This is a genomic window from Rheinheimera sp. NSM, assembly GCF_052380015.1.
GTDB lineage: Bacteria > Pseudomonadota > Gammaproteobacteria > Enterobacterales > Alteromonadaceae > Alishewanella.
Genome location: NZ_JBQTCI010000001.1, coordinates 814,339 through 834,869 on the forward strand (window position 1 = coordinate 814,339; position 20,531 = coordinate 834,869).

Annotated in this window: 18 protein-coding genes; 7 read left to right on the plus strand and 11 right to left on the minus strand. The window is 54.0% G+C overall.

From position 1 onward, the window contains the following. Positions 1-71: 71 nt before the first annotated feature. Positions 72-3,050: a di-heme oxidoredictase family protein gene (locus ACTZWV_RS03625; RefSeq protein ID WP_444785227.1), complete on the minus strand. Its 2,979-nt coding sequence runs from the start codon at positions 3,048-3,050 to the stop codon at positions 72-74. Between the two features lie 347 nt (positions 3,051-3,397). On the opposite strand from ACTZWV_RS03625, the gene ACTZWV_RS03630 reads away from it, so the two are divergent. Both ACTZWV_RS03630 and ACTZWV_RS03635 read left to right on the plus strand, forming a co-directional pair. Further along, positions 3,398-4,006 (plus strand): LysE family translocator, encoded by a 609-nt coding sequence (locus tag ACTZWV_RS03630; RefSeq protein WP_444785228.1) that lies wholly within the window; start codon positions 3,398-3,400, stop codon positions 4,004-4,006. Between the two features lie 16 nt (positions 4,007-4,022). Beyond that, on the plus strand, positions 4,023-5,459 hold the full coding sequence (locus ACTZWV_RS03635) for an aminotransferase-like domain-containing protein (protein WP_444785229.1): 1,437 nt from the start codon (positions 4,023-4,025) through the stop codon (positions 5,457-5,459). Between the two features lie 40 nt (positions 5,460-5,499). Here the strand turns inward: ACTZWV_RS03635 and ACTZWV_RS03640 are convergent, their stop codons facing one another. The 8 genes from ACTZWV_RS03640 to ACTZWV_RS03675 form a co-directional block, all read right to left on the minus strand. After that, positions 5,500-6,918 (minus strand): NAD(P)(+) transhydrogenase (Re/Si-specific) subunit beta, encoded by a 1,419-nt coding sequence (locus ACTZWV_RS03640; protein WP_444785230.1) that lies wholly within the window; start codon positions 6,916-6,918, stop codon positions 5,500-5,502. A gap of 3 nt (positions 6,919-6,921) precedes the next feature. After that, entirely contained in the window at positions 6,922-7,236 is a 315-nt protein-coding gene (locus ACTZWV_RS03645) for an NAD(P) transhydrogenase subunit alpha (protein WP_444785231.1), read from the minus strand. 35 nt (positions 7,237-7,271) lie between these two features. Continuing rightward, positions 7,272-8,399: an NAD(P) transhydrogenase subunit alpha gene (locus ACTZWV_RS03650; RefSeq protein WP_444785232.1), complete on the minus strand. Its 1,128-nt coding sequence runs from the start codon at positions 8,397-8,399 to the stop codon at positions 7,272-7,274. A gap of 105 nt (positions 8,400-8,504) precedes the next feature. After that, positions 8,505-9,452 carry a tRNA-dihydrouridine synthase gene (locus tag ACTZWV_RS03655; protein ID WP_444785233.1) on the minus strand — a complete coding sequence of 316 codons (948 nt, stop codon included), beginning with the start codon at positions 9,450-9,452 and terminating at the stop codon, positions 8,505-8,507. Between the two features lie 4 nt (positions 9,453-9,456). Continuing rightward, entirely contained in the window at positions 9,457-10,329 is an 873-nt protein-coding gene (locus ACTZWV_RS03660) for an HDOD domain-containing protein (protein ID WP_444785234.1), read from the minus strand. An 89-nt stretch (positions 10,330-10,418) separates the two neighbouring features. Beyond that, a complete protein-coding gene (locus ACTZWV_RS03665; protein ID WP_305552404.1) occupies positions 10,419-10,883 on the minus strand; it encodes a hypothetical protein in 465 nt (154 codons plus the stop codon). A gap of 134 nt (positions 10,884-11,017) precedes the next feature. Beyond that, positions 11,018-12,865, minus strand: a complete 1,848-nt coding sequence (locus tag ACTZWV_RS03670) for a M48 family metallopeptidase (RefSeq protein ID WP_444785235.1) — start codon at positions 12,863-12,865, stop codon at positions 11,018-11,020. Between the two features lie 17 nt (positions 12,866-12,882). Continuing rightward, positions 12,883-13,473, minus strand: coding sequence for a LemA family protein (locus tag ACTZWV_RS03675; RefSeq protein ID WP_444785236.1), 591 nt, complete (start codon positions 13,471-13,473; stop codon positions 12,883-12,885). Positions 13,474-13,650: 177 nt separating this feature from the next. Here ACTZWV_RS03675 and glpE point away from each other — a divergent pair, with 177 nt between their 5' ends. Further along, positions 13,651-13,977, plus strand: a complete 327-nt coding sequence (glpE, locus tag ACTZWV_RS03680; RefSeq protein ID WP_444785237.1) for a thiosulfate sulfurtransferase GlpE — start codon at positions 13,651-13,653, stop codon at positions 13,975-13,977. Further along, the gene (gene glpG / locus ACTZWV_RS03685; protein WP_444785238.1) at positions 13,970-14,785 is read left to right on the plus strand and encodes a rhomboid family intramembrane serine protease GlpG; all 816 of its coding nucleotides are present in this window, start codon (positions 13,970-13,972) and stop codon (positions 14,783-14,785) included. The genes glpE and glpG overlap by 8 nt, the downstream gene beginning before the upstream one ends. 16 nt (positions 14,786-14,801) lie before the next feature. On the opposite strand, the gene ACTZWV_RS03690 is transcribed toward glpG, so the two are convergent. Further along, positions 14,802-15,197 (minus strand): flagellar basal body-associated protein FliL, encoded by a 396-nt coding sequence (locus ACTZWV_RS03690; RefSeq protein ID WP_444785239.1) that lies wholly within the window; start codon positions 15,195-15,197, stop codon positions 14,802-14,804. Between the two features lie 142 nt (positions 15,198-15,339). Between ACTZWV_RS03690 and ACTZWV_RS03695 the strand changes: the two genes are divergently transcribed. The 3 genes from ACTZWV_RS03695 to ACTZWV_RS03705 are packed head-to-tail and all read left to right on the plus strand — an operon-like array spanning position 15,340 to position 17,219. Further along, complete coding sequence (locus tag ACTZWV_RS03695; protein WP_444785240.1) at positions 15,340-15,909, plus strand: chorismate--pyruvate lyase family protein; 570 nt, start codon at positions 15,340-15,342, stop codon at positions 15,907-15,909. Then, a complete protein-coding gene (ubiA, locus tag ACTZWV_RS03700; protein WP_444785241.1) occupies positions 15,906-16,778 on the plus strand; it encodes a 4-hydroxybenzoate octaprenyltransferase in 873 nt (290 codons plus the stop codon). The genes ACTZWV_RS03695 and ubiA overlap by 4 nt, the downstream gene beginning before the upstream one ends. Next, complete coding sequence (locus ACTZWV_RS03705; RefSeq protein WP_444785242.1) at positions 16,779-17,219, plus strand: DUF192 domain-containing protein; 441 nt, start codon at positions 16,779-16,781, stop codon at positions 17,217-17,219. It begins immediately after the preceding gene. Between the two features lie 190 nt (positions 17,220-17,409). Here ACTZWV_RS03705 and ACTZWV_RS03710 read toward each other — a convergent pair whose 3' ends face one another. Continuing rightward, positions 17,410-20,523, minus strand: a complete 3,114-nt coding sequence (locus ACTZWV_RS03710; RefSeq protein ID WP_444785642.1) for an efflux RND transporter permease subunit — start codon at positions 20,521-20,523, stop codon at positions 17,410-17,412. Positions 20,524-20,531: the final 8 nt, after the last annotated feature.

The following is a 20,531-nucleotide window of genomic DNA, read 5'->3' on the forward strand; positions in this document are numbered from 1 at the left end:
CAGAGTTTCGGCAATAGCGTGCCTGTGTGCTGAGAATAGCGCGGCGCTGGTATCCAGCGCCGGCAGATGCTTTACAGTGACTGCAAGAAGGCCAGCAGGGCTTCGCGCTCTGCGGTGGGTAAATTAACAAAGCGGTTTTTAATTACTTCAGCTTCGCCGCCGTGCCACAAAATGGCTTCGGTTAACGTACGGGCGCGGCTGTCGTGTAAATAGCCCACCGGTGTGCCTGCTGCGACGTATTTGGTGTAGCCAATGCCCCACAGCGCTGGTGTACGCCACATGCTGCCGCCAGCTAAGCCTTCGGCAAAGTTATCGGCCAGCTCTTCGCCCATATCATGCAACAGCATATCGGTATAAGGCCGGATAGTTTGGTTGCGCACTTCGTCAAACGCTGAGCGGGCGCTGGTTTGCACTTCGCTGACATGGCAGGCGTTACAGCGGATGGTTTTAAATACCTGCTCACCCTGCGCAATTTTTGCCGGTTCAACATCCAGATAAGCCATGGGTGACACACCTTGTGGAAAACCGCTGACCAGGCTGCGTTGTGCCGGTACCGCTAACAGGTGCAGATATTCTGTCATTAACTGCAGCGCTTCATCCGGCAAGCCGGGCTCTGTGCCGCTGGCTGCGTCGCAGTGCGCAGCCCCGGCCAGACAATCGCGGTTCGGGTAAATGGACGAGGTTACCGACATATCCAGTAAGGCGGCATTGGCCACCTGGTGGCGCAGGCTGACTTTGCCGGCTTTCCAGCCGTAGCGGCCTAAACGCACGTCGCCGGTTTCCGGGTCATAAGCATAGTTGGCTGTTCCCAGCACGCCATCGGCATCGGGCGAGGTGCGCACCCTGGCTAAAATGGTTTCATCGGCAATGGCTTCGAGCAGCCCCATGCCGATTAATGGCTGAGCTGAGCGCACGGAGTAAACGTCAGGTACCGGGCCTTCAAAAGCGATTTCCGGTTTACGCAGTTCAACCACAGTGCCATCGGCCAGTTGTACATTTTTGCTGCTAAAACCGGCAATCACAGCGGCGTTGCCCCAGTTTTGCACCGCTCCGGTGCTGGTAGAGCGCGCATTCATTTGCAGTGCCTGGCCGTAAATCGGGTGCGGCAGATAGTTACCGTTGGTGTCGGTACCGGTAGCGCCGGTGCGTATTGCCATCGTATCCAGCCGTTGGTTCCGTACTGTGGGGGCTACGCTGCGGCCATTACTAACGTGGCAGTTAAAGCAGGATGACTGGTTAAAATGCTGGCCTTGCAGGTAGCGGCCATCGTCATTGCGGTCATTACCATCTTCGTTGTGCTCGCCGGTCCATAAGTTAGTGTGTAACCAGCGCCGTCCTTCCATAAAGCGTTGAATATTTTGCATACCAATATTGTTGTGTGGCTGTTGGAAAATAAAGCTGGCATTGTCGGCGTAATCGTACGACACCGAGCCCAGGCCGCCTTGCAGGGTGCTGTCGGGCAACGGCTCGTTCATTAACCGGGGTTGCACGCCATACCAGGGGCGAAGGCCCTGACCCATTACGTAGGTCAGCTCGTTGGTGTAATAACGAAAGGCGCCGTTATCGCCAATCGCATCCATGGCTTCACGGGTGGAAAAGAACGAGCCGGTAAACTCAATGATATCGCCTTTTTTCAGCGCCCGCGCCGCGACGTTATTGCCGTTTGGCACCAGTACGCCATCGGCATTGGCAGACAGCGCTCTGTGGCCCGGGTAAGTATCAAACACCACGCTGCAGCCATCGTTAGCGCCGATAACGCCGTTATAACCACTGTCGGGGTTTAACAGCACGCCATTGGCCGGTTTTTGCATTACCGGACAGGGTGCACCGTCGCTCAGATAAGTAGAATCATCGAGTAAATCGCCAGGGCTCATCCAGCCAAAGCCGGTAACATTGGGCTCATCAAAACGCCGCACAAAAGAGTGGCCACCGCCTTTTTGCGCCTGCTGATAATACTGGTTAACGATAATTTTCGGCGCGCTAACGCCGGCGACATTGCTGTTATCAATAAATTCCACACCCCAGGTGCGGTTTTTAAAGTAGTTGGCAATAAAGTTTAAATGCGCGCCCGGGCCTTTATCGGCAGGATTGCCCTGAGCGTCGACGGTTTCGTTCAGGCCAAAACCCACTTCGTTCCATTCTTCGCCGCGCTCGCGGGCATGGCGTGAGCGGCCGACCATGCCAAACCGTGTTACCAGGGTGCCATCAGCCAGGGTAAAACGCACACTTTCAACCGGCTCAGCCGGAGCAGGCAGTGGCTGGCGACCGCTGCCACTTAGCGGGTAGGGCACATAGGAGGTATTCAGCACAGGCATCGAAGTGTCACTGCCCGGAGTTTTAAACTCCACTTCAAACAAGGAATAGCCGTACTGCGTGTGGCGGCTGATACCTTGCAGGCGAACATAGCGGACATCGATATCCAGATTAAAGAATTCTTCGGTGCCGCCTTTGGCGCCGACGATATAGCGTAGCTGATACCAGTTCTCTGCATCGTCAGAGATGTAAATGGCGTACTCTTCAGCGTAAGCATTTTCCCAGTACAGCTTGATATAACCAATGGCGGTTTTGCTGCCAAAATCAAACTGTATCCAGGCGTTGTCAGCGTCGGCAGTATTGCTCCAGGCGCTTTCCCAGCGACTGGTTAAATCGCCATCGGTTGCTTTATCTGCGGTGTTATTAGCATTTTCATCGCCGGATGAGCTTACAGTAATACCGGCAACAGGTTGAGAAGGGCCGCTTTTATCATAAGCCACGCTGAGTCTTAGTCCTGCCGGTGGTGCCGGCAGAGAGGGGCCGTCCGCTTTAGGTAGGGGGGATGTTTCGGCACCGGGCGCTGTCTCCAGTGCCGGCTCCGGTAAGTCCGCTCCGGGATCCGGTGTGGTAACAGGCGGTGATACCACCGGCGGCGTACCTGCTTGCGGATCCTCAGGCGTAGTGTTGTCACTGCCGCCACCACAAGCCGTTAGTGCTAACGCCAGCAGCGGCATCAGCAACCAGGCCGGTGATGCCGGCTTTTTTGCGGCAGATTTATTCACAGAACAACGGTTCATAACAATTACCCCAAATAGATACTTATAACAGCCAGGCTATTTTATTAAGCGAGTTTTTATTAAGTGACTTTTTACTAAGCGACGGTAAAGGGCATAACTATGAAGCAGTAACCTAATGTTTTATGTAATTAATTGTTTATCGCACAGCTGGTGTGACCTGGCGCCGCAGCTCCGGGCATTAGTGGCCGGCATGTAGTGACTGGCATGTAACAATCATCCGGGCTGTACTGCTTTATTTTTGTTTTTATCTTATCTGTACTGCTTTTTTTGCGCGGTACTGTGTATATTTTCTGCTGCGGGTGCGCGCTACTGTGCTGGCTGAATACAAGCAAGCAGGAGTGTGCAGCATGGAATTATTTTGGACCTTAGTATTTTTTGCCTTTGCTACCAGCATTACGCCCGGGCCGAACAATATTATGATTATGTCGTCCGGCGTTAACTACGGTGTGCAGAAAAGCCTGGCGCATCTGGCCGGTATTCAGCTGGGTTTTTTGCTGATGCTGGCCGCCGTGGGCTTAGGCGCCGGGCTGGTGTTGCAACAACAACCGCTGCTGCATCAGCTGATTAAGCTGATTGGCTCGGTATATTTGCTGTATCTGGCGTGGAAAATTGCCACGGCAGAGCCGGTACAAATTAACACCGGTAACAGCAAGCCACTGAGTTTTATCCAGGCGTTGTTGTTTCAGTGGGTTAATGCCAAGGCTTGGGTGATGATCACCGGCGCCATTGCGGCTTTTACCAGCCTGCACGGCGTGTACTGGCAGCAACTGGCGCTGATTGCGCTGGTGTTTTTACTGGTTGGCTTGCCCTGCACCGGCAGTTGGTTACTGTTTGGTGCCGGGTTAAAGCGGCTGCTAACGGCGCCGCAGCAACGGCGCTGGTTTAACCGCACTATGGGCGCCTTGCTGGCTCTGTCGGTGATACCGCCGCTATGGCAGGCGCTGCAGGCTTTTTAACAGCAAAGGAGCGAATGTGAGCTTTCGTTATCAACAACTGGCCAGCGAACTGCAGCAACAGATAGAGCAGGGCCAATATGCCTGTGGCGAGCGCCTGCCGGGTGTACGTGAGCTGGCCAAACGCCGTGCGCTGAGTGTATCTACTGTGGTGGCCGGTTACCGGCAACTGGAAGCCGAAGGCTACCTTCAGGCGAACAGCCGCAGCGGCTACGTTGTTAAAGCGCGCTATCAGCCGCCGCCGTTGAGCAGCGCACCGTTGCAGCATGCAGCTGCACCCAGTGTGGTCAGCAGCCAGCAAATGGCGCTGACGTTGTCTAAGGCTGCCGCCGACCCGGCCTATATGCGGCTGGGGGCGGCAGTGCCTGCCGCAGAGTATCTGCCACAACACGCACTGCAAAAAGCGTTGCAACAGGTGATAAAAGCGCAGCCGGCGCGTTTAATGCACTACGAAGCCAGCCGCGGCGCAGCCGAACTACGCCGTGAAATAGCCAGGCGCATGGCGTTACATGGTGCTGTGGTATCACCGCAGGATGTGATCATTACCAATGGTTGCCAGGAAGCGCTGATGCTGAGTTTAAAGGCCATAACCCAACCGGGCGATGTGGTAGTGATAGAGTCGCCGGCGTTTTATGGTTTGCTGCAGGCATTGGAAGCTGCCGGTTTAAAAGCCTTGGCACTGCCCACTGACGCCCAAAACGGTATTGACCCCGATGCGCTGCAGCAGGCGCTGGCACAGTGGCCGGTTAAAGCCTGCGTGCTGATCGCCAACTACAGTAATCCGCTGGGCAGCCTGATGCCGGATCACCACAAAAAACGTATCGCCGCGCTGCTGGCTGAGCATGGCATAGCGCTGATAGAAGATGATACCTATGGTGATTTGGGCTTTAACGGCCAGCGGCCGGCCAGCTGTTTAGCGCTGGCACCGAAGCAGGATATTTTTTACTGCAGCACCTTTTCCAAAACGCTGTCGCCGGATTTACGCCTGGGCTGGGTAATAGCACCCCAACACACGGCGAAACTGGAATACCTGAAGTTTATCAGCAATATAAGTACCGCAGCGCTGCCGCAACTAGCGGTGGCAAAGCTGCTGCAAAGCGGCCGGTTTGAGCGGCATTTACGCCAGGTGCGGCCATTGTATCAGGCGGCGGTGCAGCGTATCAGCAGCAGTATCGGTCGCCTGTTTCCGCCTGGTACCCGCGTTAGCCAGCCGCAGGGCGGCTTTGTGCTGTGGGTTGAGCTGCCGCAAGGCATTGATGGCTATTTGTTAGCACAGCAAGCGCTGGCGGAAAAAATCAGCATAGCGCCCGGTGCAATATTTTCACCGACGCCGCTAAGTGGCAGTGCGCGCTACAGCAACTTTATCCGCGTAAACTGCGCGGTAGCGCAAGATGCCCGGCTGGAGCGGGCACTGCAAACCCTGGCACAGCTGTGCCGGCAGCAACTGCAACAGTAGCGCAAGGACCGGCCGCGCGGTTCAACGCCGCGCCGGCTACCTAATGGCCGCCGCCAAGTGATTTAATCGCCTGGATCATCGACACCATCACCTTTTGCGCATCGCCGTATACCATCTGGGTGTTGTCGGCGTAAAACAGTGCGTTCTCGACACCGGAATAACCTTTACCCTGACCGCGTTTTACCACGTACACCTGTTTGGCCATATCGACGTTCAGCACCGGCATGCCGTAAATCGGCGAGCTTTTATTGGTGCGTGCCGCCGGGTTTACCGTGTCATTGGCACCAATGACGATGGCAACATCGGCTTCTTTAAACTCGCCGTTAATATCTTCCATATCAAAGATAATGTCGTACGGCACCCCGGCCTCGGCCAGCAGCACATTCATATGGCCCGGCATACGGCCGGCTACCGGATGAATGGCAAACTTTACTTCGACCCCGGCGTCCTGCAGCAGTTTTACCAGCTCGTATAGCTTATGCTGGGCCTGGGCTACGGCCAGGCCATAACCGGGTGCAATAATCACCTTGCCGGCATAGCGCATATTAATACCGGCGTCACCGGCATCGATCGGCTTCTGGCTGCCGGCAATATCAGCTTGATCTTCATCGCTTACGGCGCCAAAGTTGGAAAACAGCACATTGGCGACTGAACGGTTCATTGCTTTGGCCATCAGCAGTGTCAGCAAAGAGCCGGCCGAGCCGACTACCATACCGGCAATCATCAGCGCCGGGTTATTCAGCACATAGCCCTCAAAGCCGACGGCTAAACCGGTAAAGGCATTGTACAAGGAGATCACCACCGGCATATCGGCGCCGCCAATCGGCATTGTCATCATCACGCCGTAAACCAGCGCCAGCGCAAAGAAAGCAGCAAATACCGGCCAGGCCACCACGCCGCCGTGCCAGATAATGTAAGCACCAATCGCCAGCAGCACTAACAACAGGCTGCCATTGACCAGCTGCAGCGCGCTAAAACGCAGCGAGCCGTTAATACGGCCATCCAGTTTTGCCCAAGCGATTAGAGAACCCGACAGCGCCATTGCACCAATTAAGCCGCCCAGCACGGCCAAACTCAGTGAGATGCTGCCGTGAGTTTTATAGCCAATCAGTTCTATTGCTGCTATCGCTGCGGCTGCGCCGCCGCCCATGCCGTTATACAGTGCCACCATTTGCGGCATTTCAGTCATCGCCACTTTTTTGCCACTGCGCCACGCCCAGCCAAGGCCCAGTGCCAGCGCAATCAGCGCCAGCGTAAGGTTAGTGCTAAGGTGCGGTTTGGCGGCTTCGTTGACATCCAGGGTGTATAAAAAGCTGGCCAGCACAGCCAGCACCATGCCGATACCGGCAACGACAATGCCGGAGCGGGCCGTTAGCGGCGACGACATACGCTTTAAGCCATAAATAAACAAAAAGGCGGCGATAAAATAGCTGCTGTCGATGAGTAAAGCTGCGTTCATGCCTTACTCCTTGCTGGTTTTGCTTGAGGGTTTAAACATTTGCAACATGCGCTCGGTGACCACATAACCACCGGCGGCATTGCCTGCGCCTAACAGCACGCCGAGAAAGCCGATGATTTGCTCGGGTAACGAGCTGGCGTTTAACAGCGCCCACAGCGCGCCGACCACGACAATACCGTGAATAAAGTTAGAGCCGGACATCAGCGGCGTGTGCAAAATGGCCGGTACGCGGCCGATAATTTCAAAACCGGTAAAGGCGGCCAGCATAAAGATATACAGCGCGACAAAGCCGGTTAAGATGGTGGTGGTGTAGTCCATAAGATCCCCCAATATTTTTGATTAATAACAGTTTATTATTCTGCTGTCAGTGCAGTTTTTACTGCTGCCGGTTTGATCTCGCCCTGATGCGTCAGCACAGTTTTGGCCTGTACTTCATCATCCCAATCCAGCTTAATTTCGCCGTCAATAATGAACTGCTGCAATAAATTCAGCAGATTTTTGGCGTACAGCTCTGAGGCGTGTTCGGCCAGCATCGAGGGCACATTTAACGGTGCGGCTATGGTGATCTGGCCCTGTTCGATGGTTTCCCCGGGTACGCTGTATTCGCAGTTACCACCGCCTTCAGCGGCTAAATCAATAATTACCGCGCCCAGTTTCATGCCATCGACCTGCGCCTTGCTAATCAGTTTCGGCGACGGCCGGCCCGGTATGGCTGCTGTGGTAATGACAATATCGGCTTGTTGAATATGCCGCGTGACTACGCCGGCAATTTTATCTTTTTCTTCTGCAGTCAGCTCGCGCGCATAGCCACCTTCGCCGCGGGCATCAACGCCGGTATCGACAAATTTGGCGCCCAACGACTCGGCCTGCTCTTTGGTTTCCGGCCGTACGTCATAGCCTTCGGTAATGGCGCCTAAACGCCGTGCGGTGGCCAGCGCCTGTAAACCGGCGACTCCCAGCCCCATAACCAGGCAACGTGCCGGCCGGATAGAGCCCACTGCGGTGGTCATCATCGGCAGAATGCGGGCAAGCTTAGTGGCGCCAAGCAGCGCAGCGTAGTAACCGGCCAGCGCAGCCTGAGATGATAAGGCATCCATCGCCTGGGCGCGGCTGATCCGCGGTACCTGCTCCATAGCAAAGCAGGTGATGTGTTTATCACGTAATAAACGGGTCAGGTCGGGCTCTTTATGCGGGTAAATAAAACTGAGCAAAATAGTGCCCGGTTGCAGCAATTCAATTTGCGCCGGGGTTGGCGGCTGCACGGCCAGTACGATAGCAGCACCGGTCAGCAATTGCTGCTCGCTATTCGCGATGGTAACGCCGGCATAAGCGCTGTCGGGCAGTTTACTGCCAAGGCCGGCGCCGCTTAGCATGCTGATGCTGCAGCCGAGTTTGCTGAGTTTGTCGGCCACGGCAGGTACCATGGCTACGCGTTTTTCTCCCGGCCGGCTTTCCTGCAGCACGGCGACCTGTATTGACATAAAGCGTTCTCCTTAAACTAACTGTTTGAGGAGTATAGTCTTTATTACAAGCTTTACCGGATTGTCAGCAATGATGGCTGACATTTCGCCGGTTTATAAGGTGGGTTATGCTGCAGGGCTGCGCAACGCCTGTTGCAGAGTATGCAGAATATCGCTGCTTTTACGCAGCACGCGTAATTGCACAAATAAGTCGGCGGCTTGCGGGTACTGCAGTTTTAAGTAACTGAACCACTGTTTAATCCGGTTGCTGTAGTACTGGCTTTTATCGCCGCACATTTCAAATTCAGAATACTGCATTAGCAGTTCAAGTACCTGTGGCCAAGGCATAACGGCATCAGCATCGCGGATAGTGCGGGCTAAATTGGGCAGTGCCAGCGCGCCGCGGCCGAGCATAATATCGCTGCAATCCGACTGTTGCCGGCACAGGGCGGCATCAGTGGCGTTCCAGATTTCGCCATTGGCCACCAGTGGTATACTCACTTGCTGTTTAATTTTAGCGATCCACGGCCAGTAAGCCGGCGGGCGGTAGCCATCGCTTTTGGTACGGGCATGTACGGTAAGCATACTGACGCCGGCAGCGGCTATCGCAGCAGCATTATCCAGCGTCAGTGAGGTATCATCATAACCGAGGCGGATTTTGGCACTGACCGGGAATGGCGTTGGCACGGCATCGCGTACGGCTTTAACAATACGGTACAACTGTTCGGTTTCTTTTAACAGCACAGCGCCGCCGCGGCTTTTATTCACCGTTTTGGCCGGGCAGCCAAAGTTTAAATCGACGCCCGGCGAGCCCAATTCGACCGCGCGTACGGCGTTTTCGGCCAGCCAGTGCGGGTCCTGGCCCAGCAATTGTACCCGTACCGGCGTGCCGGCAAAGGTTTTACCGCCGGTGAGCAGCTCAGGGCATAAACGGGTAAAAACGCGGGCCGGCAGCTTTTGGTCTACCACGCGGATAAATTCGGTAATGCATAAATCGTAACCGCCAATCCGCGTCAACATATCGCGCATCAGGGCATCGACCACGCCTTCCATCGGCGCGAGAATTATTTGCACAATATCAGACCGAATAAACCGTGTTGATCTTCTGCCGGTGCAGTAGTTCTGCCAACTCCGGCAGCTGCAATAGTTCTATTTCCAGTACTTCGAGCATGGCGCTTTTGTACTGCTCCCATTCCGGGTCAAGATTAATGTCAAACAGCTGGCGGCTTTCGCCGGCGAAATGCTCGGCCAGTTTTAACAGCGCAAACAGCTGCTTTTCTGTGTCGCAGTCAGACTCCAGCATTAATGCCGGGCTATGGTGATAAGCAATAACATTGCACAGTTGTGGCGTTAAGCCCCAGGACTCGGCAATCAAAAAACCCAATACTTCATGGCAAGTATGAAAGTGTTGCTCTTCAATTTCACTGTAACCCTGCTGTGCCTGTAAGCCGCGCTGCATAATGTGCTCGTACTGCGTGGTTTGTTGGTGAATAAGCGCGATGCCGGCGTTGTGAAACAAACCCAGGCTGTAGCAGTCGTCCTGGACATCCTGAGCAAAGTTAAAATGTTTGGCCAGTGTCATGGCAATATTGGCGGTTTGCAGCGCACTGGACCACAGCTTTAAGCTGAATTTATCGTCACGGCCTTCTGCCAGGGTAAAGCGCAGTAATACGCTGCGTACCAGTTTCAGCACGCGGTTAACACCGAGAAATTTACAGGCGTGTTCTACTGAGGTGATTTTTTGCCGCAGGCCGAAAAACGATGAGTTAACCACTTTTAAGGTAAAGCCGGCAATGCCGATGTCGAGGTTAATCAACGCGGCAATGCGCTTAATGCTGGGCTCGGGCGAGTCCAGCTGTTGTTGAATATGCTGCAGAATTTCCGGTTGCGGCGGTATGGTAAAGCCGTTTAACGCTTGTTCAATTGCCGACATATCAATGGCATGAGCCATAACGCTTTCTCCGGGATAAACTGCTGACTGCCAGGCTATAGTAAAAGCCGCCACAGTGAAATGCAAAGCTGTTTTACACAGCCGCGCTGTTATGAATCCAGATAGGGCCGGCCAAGCATTAATTGCTGGGCTAATTGTTGCTCGGTTTGCTGCTCGGTAAGCTGCAAGTCATTAAACTGCACATCAAACTGAATCAGTTCTTCGTCATCTAAATGCTGGGCAATTAACCGGTCCGGCACTTGGCCTACCTGGCGATAAGCATTAATAGCGACCTGAGCAGCCTGTTCCATTAACAGCAAAAAGTGTCCGAGCGGAAATTGTTGGAAAATTTCGGCATCCAGATGGGCCCAACCCAGCAGATCACCGCTGATGCTCTCATCAGCATGGTCAGTAAATAACATTGATACGGCGGGGCAAGACGGGTTTTCTCCGGCCTGATATTGTTCGGCGTCCTGCTCGTTAAAGACCAGCACGTAGCCAAAACCGGGGCTGCCTTCAGCATCCATCTCGTCAAATGACGTATCGTACATCAGAAACAATCGATTATCGGTCATGACGCTATTCCTGCTGAAAAAACGGGCGCTAATTCTACCTGAAATAACGGCAATGCTAAAGGGTAGCGGCTAATAATCCACAGCTTAGCGACCATCGCCGGCGCTTTAACGACTAATAGCCTGTATTGGCAGCATTAATTATCTGCTTCAGCCTGATAAGGGATTTCCAGCAGCAGCGCTAATGCCAGCAGCAGGGCTTTTTCCTGTTGCACAATCAATTGATCCGCCCGTACGCAGGCCTCTATCGCCTGCCACAGTTGCTGTTTAACCAGCGGCGAGGCAGCCAGCAACAGCGGCAAATGCCGGCTTAGTGCGGCTAAGTCGGTAGCCGGTTTGGCGGTGTCGGCGGCTAACGCTAATTGCGCCAGTGCCGCCTGCCAGGCTTGTTGCTGCTGCGCTTCGTTGCCGGCCACGCTGCTGATCAGTGCCAGTAACGGCAATACCTGCGGCTGCAACTGTGCCAGCGGTTTAGCCGAGGTTTTGCGTACTATTTGTGTTTGGTCGTATTGCACGGCCACGCTGTGCTCAACGAACTGACTGACCAGCCAGGGCGTAAGGCCGGCATCCGGTATCGCCTGCAGCAGTGCTTGCAAGAGTTGTTCGAACTGCACAAAGCGCGCTTCAGTTAAGCTTTTCAATGCCGGCACCAGCCGTTGCAACAGTTGTACCTGTTGTACTTCGTTTAGCATGGCTACGGCGTCGCAGAGCTGGTCAACTTGCTGCAACAAAGTGGCAGAGCCCATTTCTTTGATCAGATGCAGCTGTTGCCTGCGTATGCCGTCGTCCTGTTGCAGTAACAGACAGCAGACCAGGGCAGTGGCCGGTTCAGTTTGCCGGCTGCTGTGCAAGAGCAACAGCGGTAAGGCTTGCTGTAAGCGCTCGGCATTGGTTGGCTTGGCCGGAGCGGCTTCACTGTCTGTTGTAGCTTCTGCAGCGGTTTGTGCGCCGCGTGGCGTAGGAAATTTGCCGTTCCAATGCGGTTCCAGCCGTTTAATCCGTGTTGCCAGTGGTGGATGAGTAGCAAAAATAGCCGCCCAACGGCTGATGGCTTCACCAAAAAATAAATGGCTGTTTTCATCGGCGTTTTGGCTGCGGATTTGGCTGGAACTGCTGTGGCTGCCAATCGCTTTTAACGCACCGGCAATACCGCGCGGATTGCGGGTAAACTGCACGGCGGAGGCATCAGCCAGAAATTCGCGCTGGCGGCTGACGGCAGCTTTAATCAGATTGCCGAAGAACGAGCCCATATAGCCGATGACGACTAAACCCAGAGCCAGAAATAACAGGCCGCTGGCATTTTGTTTATTATTGCGGCTGGTGCCGGCGCGGATGGCACTGCCTCTGCTGCCGGCACGCAACATATAATAGCCAATATGGCCCAAAAATAAGATGCCGTTTAAGATCGCAATCAGGCGGATATTCATCCGCATATCGCCGTTTAAAATATGGCTGAACTCATGCGCCACTACGCCTTGCAACTCATCGCGGTTCAGTTGTTCCAGGCAGCCTTGGGTTACGCCTATTACCGCATCTGCCGGGCTGTAGCCGGCAGCAAAGGCATTAATGCCACGCTCGGGTAATAAATACACCGCCGGCACCGGGGTATTGGCAGCCAGCGCCATTTCTTCTACCACGTTAAGTAAGCGCCGTTGCAACGGCTCTTTGCTATCGGGTGATAAGCGCACGCCGCCCAGTGATTCGGCAACTACCTTGCCGCCGGCTTTTAGTTGCTGCCATTTTATTAGCACAGCAATGCCAACAGCAGCCAGCACGACCAGGCTAACCCAAGCCACCAGATGCCAGGGCAGGCTTTGCCAATTGCGGGGGGCGGAGAAAAAGCCGGGATCAATAAAACCAAGGCTAACCAGCGCGACGATATTGGTTAGCAGCAGTAACATCAGTACGGCCAGGCTAAACAGCACAACCAGTACGCGGGTATTGCGCCGCGCCAGGTCTTGCTGGGCAAAAAAATTACTGCTCATATTTGCCCTGTTAGCGTTTAAAAGCTGACTTTAGGCGCAGCCTGAATAGCGGCGCTGTCGGCAAATTCGAGCAATTTAGCATCGGCGGCATGGCCAAAGCTGGCAGCAAAAATAACCGGCGGGAAGCTTTGCTTGTAGCTGTTGTATTCAGTTACGCCATCGTTAAACGCTTGGCGGGCAAAGGCAACGCGGTTTTCCGTGCTGGTTAGCTCTTCAGATAACTGCATCATATTCTGATTGGCTTTTAAGTCCGGGTAAGCTTCCATTACCACGTTCAGGCGGCTCATTGCGCTTTGTAACGCGCCTTCGGCTCCGGCCAGCGCGTTAATAGCGCCGGCATCGCCGGGGTTGTTGGCGGCTACTTTCAGACCGGCTAAGGCGGCGTTTCGGGCGTTGATCACGGCTTCTAAGGTGTCGCGCTCATGTGCCATATAGGCTTTAGCGGTTTCCACCAGGTTGGGGATCAGGTCATAGCGACGTTTAAGCTGTACTTCAATCTGGGCAAAGGCGTTTTGAAAGCGGTTTTTCAGTTTTACCAGATTATTGAAAATGCTGATAACCCAGAACACTATCGCAACAAGGATCGCCAGAATAATCAGGCTGGTCATGCTAACTCCGGTATTAGAGGGGTAACTTTGGTTGCTATTGTTAACAATAGTTTAATCAGTGTCCAGCGTTTCTTGTCAAACTAACACTAAAGTACGGTGATTTGCGTTGTTCCGCCAGGGTGCTGCTAATTTGGTCGGGCTGCGGTATCATATTGCCGCTGAAACTAAGGGGTAAGTATGAGCGATTTTCAACATATTTCTGTTACACAAACCGCAGAGTTGCTGGCTACCGGCAAAATTGTCATTGCCGATATCCGTGATGAACAAAGCTTTGCCGCCGGCCATATAGACGGCGCTTATCATTTAACCAATGGCAGCTTAACCGGTTTTATGCAGCAATTTGAGTTTGACCAGCCGGTGGTGGTGGTGTGTTATCACGGCAACTCCAGCCAGGGCGCGGCGCAGTATTTGGCGCAACAAGGTTTTGAACAGGTATACAGTATGGACGGCGGCGTAGAGAGCTGGCGTCAGCAGCAACCTGTAGTGAGCAGTGATAGTGCATAAATTTGCTGAGTTGAATTCGGCACAGGCGGCACAGTTGTTTGCCGGCTATTGTGTGTCGCAGGGGTTAGACGTCAGCGCCGTAGTGGTGCGCTCCGACCTGGCAGAGCTGTATGCAGAGGCTGAACAGCTGGGCCGTATTGAGCAGGAGTTTGCGCAGTTTTTGCAACAACCCGGCCATCCGCGTTATCAGGCAGCGGCCTGGCAGCTGAGCCAGCCGGTGACCGTTAGTCCGGGGCTGGCTTTTCCGCAATTCAGCCCGGGTTTGTTATGGCGCCAGGCACCGCTTACCGTGTTGCTGCTGCTATTGTGTTTGTTGGTGTATGGCTGGCAGCAGCTGGATTGGCGCAGCAGTAGCGGCTGGCTGCAACTGAGTAACCCCACCGAGCTGTGGCGTTGGTTTACACCGATGCTGCTGCATTTTTCGCTAACCCACCTGGTGTTTAATCTGGCGTGGTGGTTTTATCTTGGCAGCCGGTTTGAGCAGCGGCTGGGGGCAGCTTTATTGCTTAACCTGACCTTGTCAGTAGCGCTGATTTCTAATGCGGCGCAGTATTTTATGGTGAGCCCGCATTTTGGTGGTTTGTCCGGCGTGGTATATGGGTTGTTCGGCTATTTCTGGATTGCCGGCCGGCTGAATCCGGCGCAGGGGCTGCAGATAAGCCCCGGCTTAATTGGTTTTATGTTGCTGTGGCTGGTGCTGGGTTTCTTTGACGTGTTGTGGGTTAGTATGGCCAATTGGGCACATTTGGGTGGCCTGGTTGCCGGTATGGCCTGGGCCTGGTTATTGCGTAACAGGCCCGCGCGTTAATTAGCGTTAATGGTTATTACTGATACAGATATTTGGTGAACAGCAGATCCTGGATCATGGGTTCACCGGCTTCCTTTTTCATGGTTTGTTGCAGTTTGTCCAGAATAGCCAGGCGGATTTCTTCACGGCCGGTTAACGACTTAATTTTGTCTTCCGGCTGCTTGCTGAAAATGCCGATAATAATGTCAAGGATCAACGGTTCATGATGCTCTATGGCCGGTAAGTACTGTTTGTCTTCGATCATCAGTTCAACCGTGACGCGGATATAACCTAAGCTGCGGCGGTTGCCGGAAATATAGTTGGTAACAATATCCGGGTCGAAGCCGTAATAGACGATTTCCTTCGGTTGATTCTGTGCCAACGCTGGCAAGGTGGCTAACAGCAGCAGGCTAAGCAACAGGCTTTTGATCATAAGTATCACTTTTGGTTGATAAAAAAATAGGCCAGCAAGGACACTAACCTTAGCGTTAAGCAGGGCATTTTACCAGCTAACGCTGTCAGCGGTAAGCCGTTTTCTGTGCTTATTACGGCTGAAAAAACACTGCAGAGTTGTTATGATGCCGCCAGACTTATTCAGTACAGAATGTGCTTTTGTGACGACACCTCTTATTTCACTTAATGCTGATTGGCAGGCTGCCGGCTCGCAGCCGTTACCGCCACAGTTGGCACCATGGATCTTAGAACCCGCTTCGCTAACGGCGCGGTTAAAACGGCACAGCCGGCAGTTTCGGGTGCAGGTCCTTAACGAACAGCGCTGTGCATTGCCGGCTTTTTTACAGCCTTTATTGCCGGAAACCCATACTGCACAGTTGCGTGAGGTAATTCTATGGTGCAACGGGCAGCCTTGTGTTTACGCGCAAAGCTGGTTGCCGCAATGCACTATTGATAGGTTAAGGCCTCTGGCAGATTTAGGTGAGCGGCCGCTGGGTGATTATATTTTTCAGCAGCCGGGTTTACGTCGCGGCATTATTGAAGCGACTCAACTGGATATTGCTTTACCACAGCTATCAATAGCTGCGCCTTGCTATGCCAGACGCTCGGTGTTTACGCTAAGCGGCTTGCCGTTACTGGTTGCTGAAGCGTTTTTACCGGCGATGGCGTTACTGGATGAAACTCCGTTATGAGCCCGGCGTTAAGCTGGCGTAACCGGCGGCATTATTTGCAGCTGATGCGGCTGGAAAAACCGATTGGTACTTATTTACTGCTGTGGCCGACCTGGTGGGCGCTGTGGTTCGCTGCAGAGGGCGTGCCGCCATTACATTTGCTGTTGGTGTTTAGCCTTGGCGTGGTAACAATGCGTGCTGCCGGCTGCGTGATTAATGATTACGCTGACCGGCATTGGGATGGCGCAGTGGAGCGCACTCAGCATCGGCCGCTGGCCAGTGGGGCGGTAACGGGCACAGAAGCTTTGCAGTTGTTTGTGCTGTTGTTGGCGTTGTCGGCTGGTTTGTTAGTGTTTTTAAACTGGCAAACGGTGTTGTTGTCATTGGTCGCGTTGCTGCTGGCGGCGGTGTATCCGTTTATGAAGCGCTACACGCATTTGCCGCAGGTCGTGTTAGGTGCGGCATTCAGTTGGGGCATGCCGATGGCCTTTATGGCGATTCAGCTTAAGTTGCCGCCGCTATTGTGGTTGCTGTATCTGGCTAACTTACTGTGGACAGTAGCGTACGACACTTACTATGCACTGGTCGACCGGCCGGATGATGTCAAAGTGGGCATTAAATCTACCGCCATTTTATTTGGCCGCTATGCCTTACCCATTATTGCGCTGTTGCAACTGCTGACACTGTTGCTGTTGGGGGCAGTGGGTTATCTGGCGCAGCTGCACTGGGTATATTATTTAAGCCTGTTGGGTGCTGCCGCCTGCTTTTTGTATCAATATCGCATCGCCCGTGCCAGCCGCCAGGGCTGCTTCGCGGCATTTTTGCATAACCACTACGTTGGCATGCTGGTATTTGCCGGCATTGCTTTAAGCTACCTGTTGCAGGGATAAATGATGATAAACCGATTGTTTGTAATGCTGGCGCTGCTGCTGCCATTAATGGCTTGTGCTGCAGAGCAGCCGCGGGAAAGCTTTAGCCTGGTGCCGTTGCAGGTGGGCGATACGCTTATTGACGTGCAGTTGGCTGATACACCACAAAAACGTGCTCAGGGCCTGATGTTTCAGCAAAGCGCCGACCCGGGTATGTTATTGCTATATCGTGAGCCAACGGCAATCTCTTTGTGGATGGCCAATACTGCTATGGCGTTGGATGTGGCTTATATTGGCGCGGACTGGACTATCGCCGAACTGATTACGCTTGAGCCCTTTGATACCACAGCAGTGCCGTCGCAGCAGCCGGTGATTGCTGCACTGGAAATGCCACGTGGCTGGTTTGCTAAACATGGCGTGGTGGTAGGGCAAAAGGTAGCGCTGCCGCAACACCAGAACTAACTTACCAGCTTCGTAGTACGAGATAGTTGCCGCTCTGCTCGCCACAGTGGGGTTACGGGCATCCTGCCTTTCACCAGGCGGACCAGCTGCGCTGACCAAATTCGTTCCGGACGAATTTGTTATCCGCCTTCGCTAACGCGAAAAAGTCTGTGGCTGCGCTATCGGCAACTATCTCTGCTTTGTTTCAGTATCAGTTTACCGGCAATGTTCTTCGCAGCATCAGGAAGTACAATACCGGCATTAGCAGCATCGACACCAGTGGCGCCGCTATCATGCCACCCAGCATTGGCGCGGCAATGCGCTGCATCACCTCGTTACCGGCGCCGCTGCCCAGCATAATCGGCAATAAACTGACAATTATCGTCAGTACTGTCATCGCTTTGGGCCGCACCCGTTGCACCGCGCCCTGCATAATAGCCTGCCATAGCTGCTGCTGATTTTGCGGCTTGATATCGTCGATTGCCCGCTTTAAATACAACAGCATCACCACAGCAAACTCGGCTGCCACACCACTTAACGCAATTAAGCCCACAGCAACCGCTACCGACAGCTGATAATCCAGCAGATACAGTAGCCACAGACTGCCGCTGAGGGCAAACGGCAAGGTCACCAGTACCAACAGCACGTCGCTAAAGCGGCGGAAGGTTAAGTACAGTAAAATCACAATTAACAGCACAGTAAAGGGTACCAGTTGCTGCAGCCGCTGTGTTACGCGCTGCATATATTCATACTGGCCGCCAATACTCACACTAACTTGTGGCGGAAAACGTTGCTCTGCCAGCAACTGTTGCAGCTGTGCGATATAAGCGCCAAGCTGGGTTTCAGCGGGTAAGTCGATATACACCCAGCTGGTTAAGCGGGCGTTTTCGGCGCGGATCATCACCGGGCCATTTACCACTTCTACCTTAGCCACCTGTTCCAGCAGCAGGTAAGCGCCATCGCGGCTTTGCAGCGGTAGTTTGCGAATATCATCCGGGTGGCTGCGGTAGTCGCGCGGGAAGCGCAGGCTGATATCGTAGCGCTCGCGGCCCTGAATACTTTGCGCTACCGGCGCACCGCCAATGGCAAAAGCAACGTATTGCTGTAGTTCGGTTAAGGTGATGCCATAGCGGCCCAGTTGTTTTAAATCCGGGCTGATTTGCAGGTACAGGCCATCTTCTGCGCGCTCGGCAAATACCGAGCGGCTGCCCGGCAGCTGCTTAATGTCGGCTTCAAGCTGCTGTGCTACCTCTGAGATAGTCGTTAAATCCGGCCCGCTGACGCGAACGCCAACAGGAGTGCGGATGCCGGTAGACAACATATCAATGCGGGTTTTAATCGGTGGCAGCCAGGCATTGGTAAGCCCCGGCACCTGCACAGCAGCGTCGAGCTGCGCAATAATATCCTGCAGCGTAACACCAGCGCGCCACTGGCTTTGCGGTTTAAGCTTAATGCTGGTTTCCAGCATGGTCAGCGGCGCCGGATCAGTAGCAGTATTAGCGCGGCCACTTTTACCCAGCACGGTTTCCACCTCGGGCACGGTTTTGATTAAGCGGTCGGTTTGCTGCAGCAGTTTCGCTGCCGTGGCCGGGCTTAAACCAGGTAAAGTGGTGGGCATATACAATAAGTCGCCCTCGGCAAAGGCCGGCATAAATTCGCTGGATAAACGCTGCCACGGCAGCAGACTGGATGCCAGCGCCAGCACGCTTAGCAGCACCAGGGTTGTCGGAAAGCGCAGGCACAGCTTTAGCAGCGGCGTATACAGCGCTATCAAGACCCGGCTTAACGGGTTGCTGTGCTCAGACGGAAGTTTGCCGCGTAAAAAGTACAGCATTAATACCGGAATTAACGTAATCGCCAGCACAGCCGCAGATGCCATGGCAAAGGTTTTGGTGTAAGCCAGCGGTGCAAATAAACGGCCCTCCTGGGCTTCTAACATAAACACCGGCAAAAAGCTGACAGTGATCACCAGCAAGGAAAAAAACAGCGCCGGGCCGACATCAAGACAGGCATCGATAATGGTTTGGCGAAACTCGGTTTTGCTCAGCTGCCTGCCATCGGCTCTGGCCTGTTCGAGCTTTTTATGGCCGTGTTCTACCATTACTATAGCCGCATCGACCAGGGCGCCGATGGCGATGGCGATACCGCCTAAACTCATTACGTTGGCGTTTATGCCCAGCAACTGCATCAGTAAAATACTCGCCAGTAGTGCCAGCGGTAGGCTTATCACGGCAACCAGAGCGGAGCGGGCATGCAGCAAAAACAATAAACACACCAGCGCCACTACGGCCATTTCTTCCAGCAACTTCCGGCTTAAATTACTGACAGTATTTTCAATCAGCTCCGAGCGGTCGTACACCGTTACAAGCTCAACCCCTTCGGGCAGGCCGTTTTGCAGCTCAGCCAGTTTGCGTTTAACCGCTGCTATGGTGCTAAGGGCATTTTCGCCATGGCGCATAACAATAATACCGCCAACCACTTCGCCTTCGCCGTTAAGCTCGGCAATGCCCCTGCGCGCTGCCGGCACTTGTTGCACGGTGCCGATATCGGCCAGGGTTAACGGGTAGTCGGCGCTGTTGCGCACGCCCAGCGGCACGGCGGCTAAATCCTGCAGTGACTGAATATAATCACCGGCCTGCACCAGCAACTCGGTTTCGGCCACTTCTATAATGCTGCCACCTTGTTGCTGATTATGGCTGTTTATCGCGCTGATCACCTGTGCCAGCGTGACGTTATAGGCCCGCATTAAGCGTGGCTCCAGCTGCAATTGGTAAGTGAGGGCCATACCGCCAATACTGGCGACTTCGGCTACGCCGGCGACGCTTTGCAGCTCCGGGGTCAGGTAAAATTGTTGCAGACTGCTGAGTTGCTCCAGCGAAATATCAGCACCTTGCGCAGTTAGTGCGTACTGGAAAATCCAGCCGACGCCGCTGGCATCCGGGCCTAAGTTGGCTTTAGCGCCGGCGGGCAGGCTAACGGTTTGCAGATATTCCAGTACCCGTGAACGCGCCCAGTAGGGATCGGTGCCGTCTTCAAAAATGACATACAGGTAGCTGTCGTTTGGCATCGAAAAGCTGCGTACCGCTTTAGCTTTGGGCACGGCCAGCAAGGCTGTTGACAACGGATAACTAACTTGCTGCTCAATGGTTTGCGGCGTTTGGCCCGGGTAGCTGGTTTTAATAATGACCTGGACGTCGGATAAATCCGGCAGCGCATCGAGTTTAAGTCGCTGGCTGGCCTGATAGCCAAACAACGCCAGCGCCAGGGTGCTGAGCAGCACCAGCAGCGAATTTTGCACTGACCAGCGGATAATGGCTTTAATCATCACGCCTT

Coding starts and splice junctions, on each gene's coding strand:
- ACTZWV_RS03625 (WP_444785227.1), bottom strand. CDS start 3,050: ATGAACCGTTGTTCTGTGAATAAATCTGCCGCAAAAAAGCCGGCATCA.
- ACTZWV_RS03630 (WP_444785228.1), top strand. CDS start 3,398: ATGGAATTATTTTGGACCTTAGTATTTTTTGCCTTTGCTACCAGCATT.
- ACTZWV_RS03640 (WP_444785230.1), bottom strand. CDS start 6,918: ATGAACGCAGCTTTACTCATCGACAGCAGCTATTTTATCGCCGCCTTT.
- ACTZWV_RS03645 (WP_444785231.1), bottom strand. CDS start 7,236: ATGGACTACACCACCACCATCTTAACCGGCTTTGTCGCGCTGTATATC.
- ACTZWV_RS03650 (WP_444785232.1), bottom strand. CDS start 8,399: ATGTCAATACAGGTCGCCGTGCTGCAGGAAAGCCGGCCGGGAGAAAAA.
- ACTZWV_RS03660 (WP_444785234.1), bottom strand. CDS start 10,329: ATGGCTCATGCCATTGATATGTCGGCAATTGAACAAGCGTTAAACGGC.
- ACTZWV_RS03665 (WP_305552404.1), bottom strand. CDS start 10,883: ATGACCGATAATCGATTGTTTCTGATGTACGATACGTCATTTGACGAG.
- ACTZWV_RS03670 (WP_444785235.1), bottom strand. CDS start 12,865: ATGAGCAGTAATTTTTTTGCCCAGCAAGACCTGGCGCGGCGCAATACC.
- ACTZWV_RS03675 (WP_444785236.1), bottom strand. CDS start 13,473: ATGACCAGCCTGATTATTCTGGCGATCCTTGTTGCGATAGTGTTCTGG.
- glpE (WP_444785237.1), top strand. CDS start 13,651: ATGAGCGATTTTCAACATATTTCTGTTACACAAACCGCAGAGTTGCTG.
- ACTZWV_RS03690 (WP_444785239.1), bottom strand. CDS start 15,197: ATGATCAAAAGCCTGTTGCTTAGCCTGCTGCTGTTAGCCACCTTGCCA.
- ACTZWV_RS03695 (WP_444785240.1), top strand. CDS start 15,340: ATGATGCCGCCAGACTTATTCAGTACAGAATGTGCTTTTGTGACGACA.
- ubiA (WP_444785241.1), top strand. CDS start 15,906: ATGAGCCCGGCGTTAAGCTGGCGTAACCGGCGGCATTATTTGCAGCTG.
- ACTZWV_RS03705 (WP_444785242.1), top strand. CDS start 16,779: ATGATGATAAACCGATTGTTTGTAATGCTGGCGCTGCTGCTGCCATTA.
- ACTZWV_RS03710 (WP_444785642.1), bottom strand. CDS start 20,523: ATGATTAAAGCCATTATCCGCTGGTCAGTGCAAAATTCGCTGCTGGTG.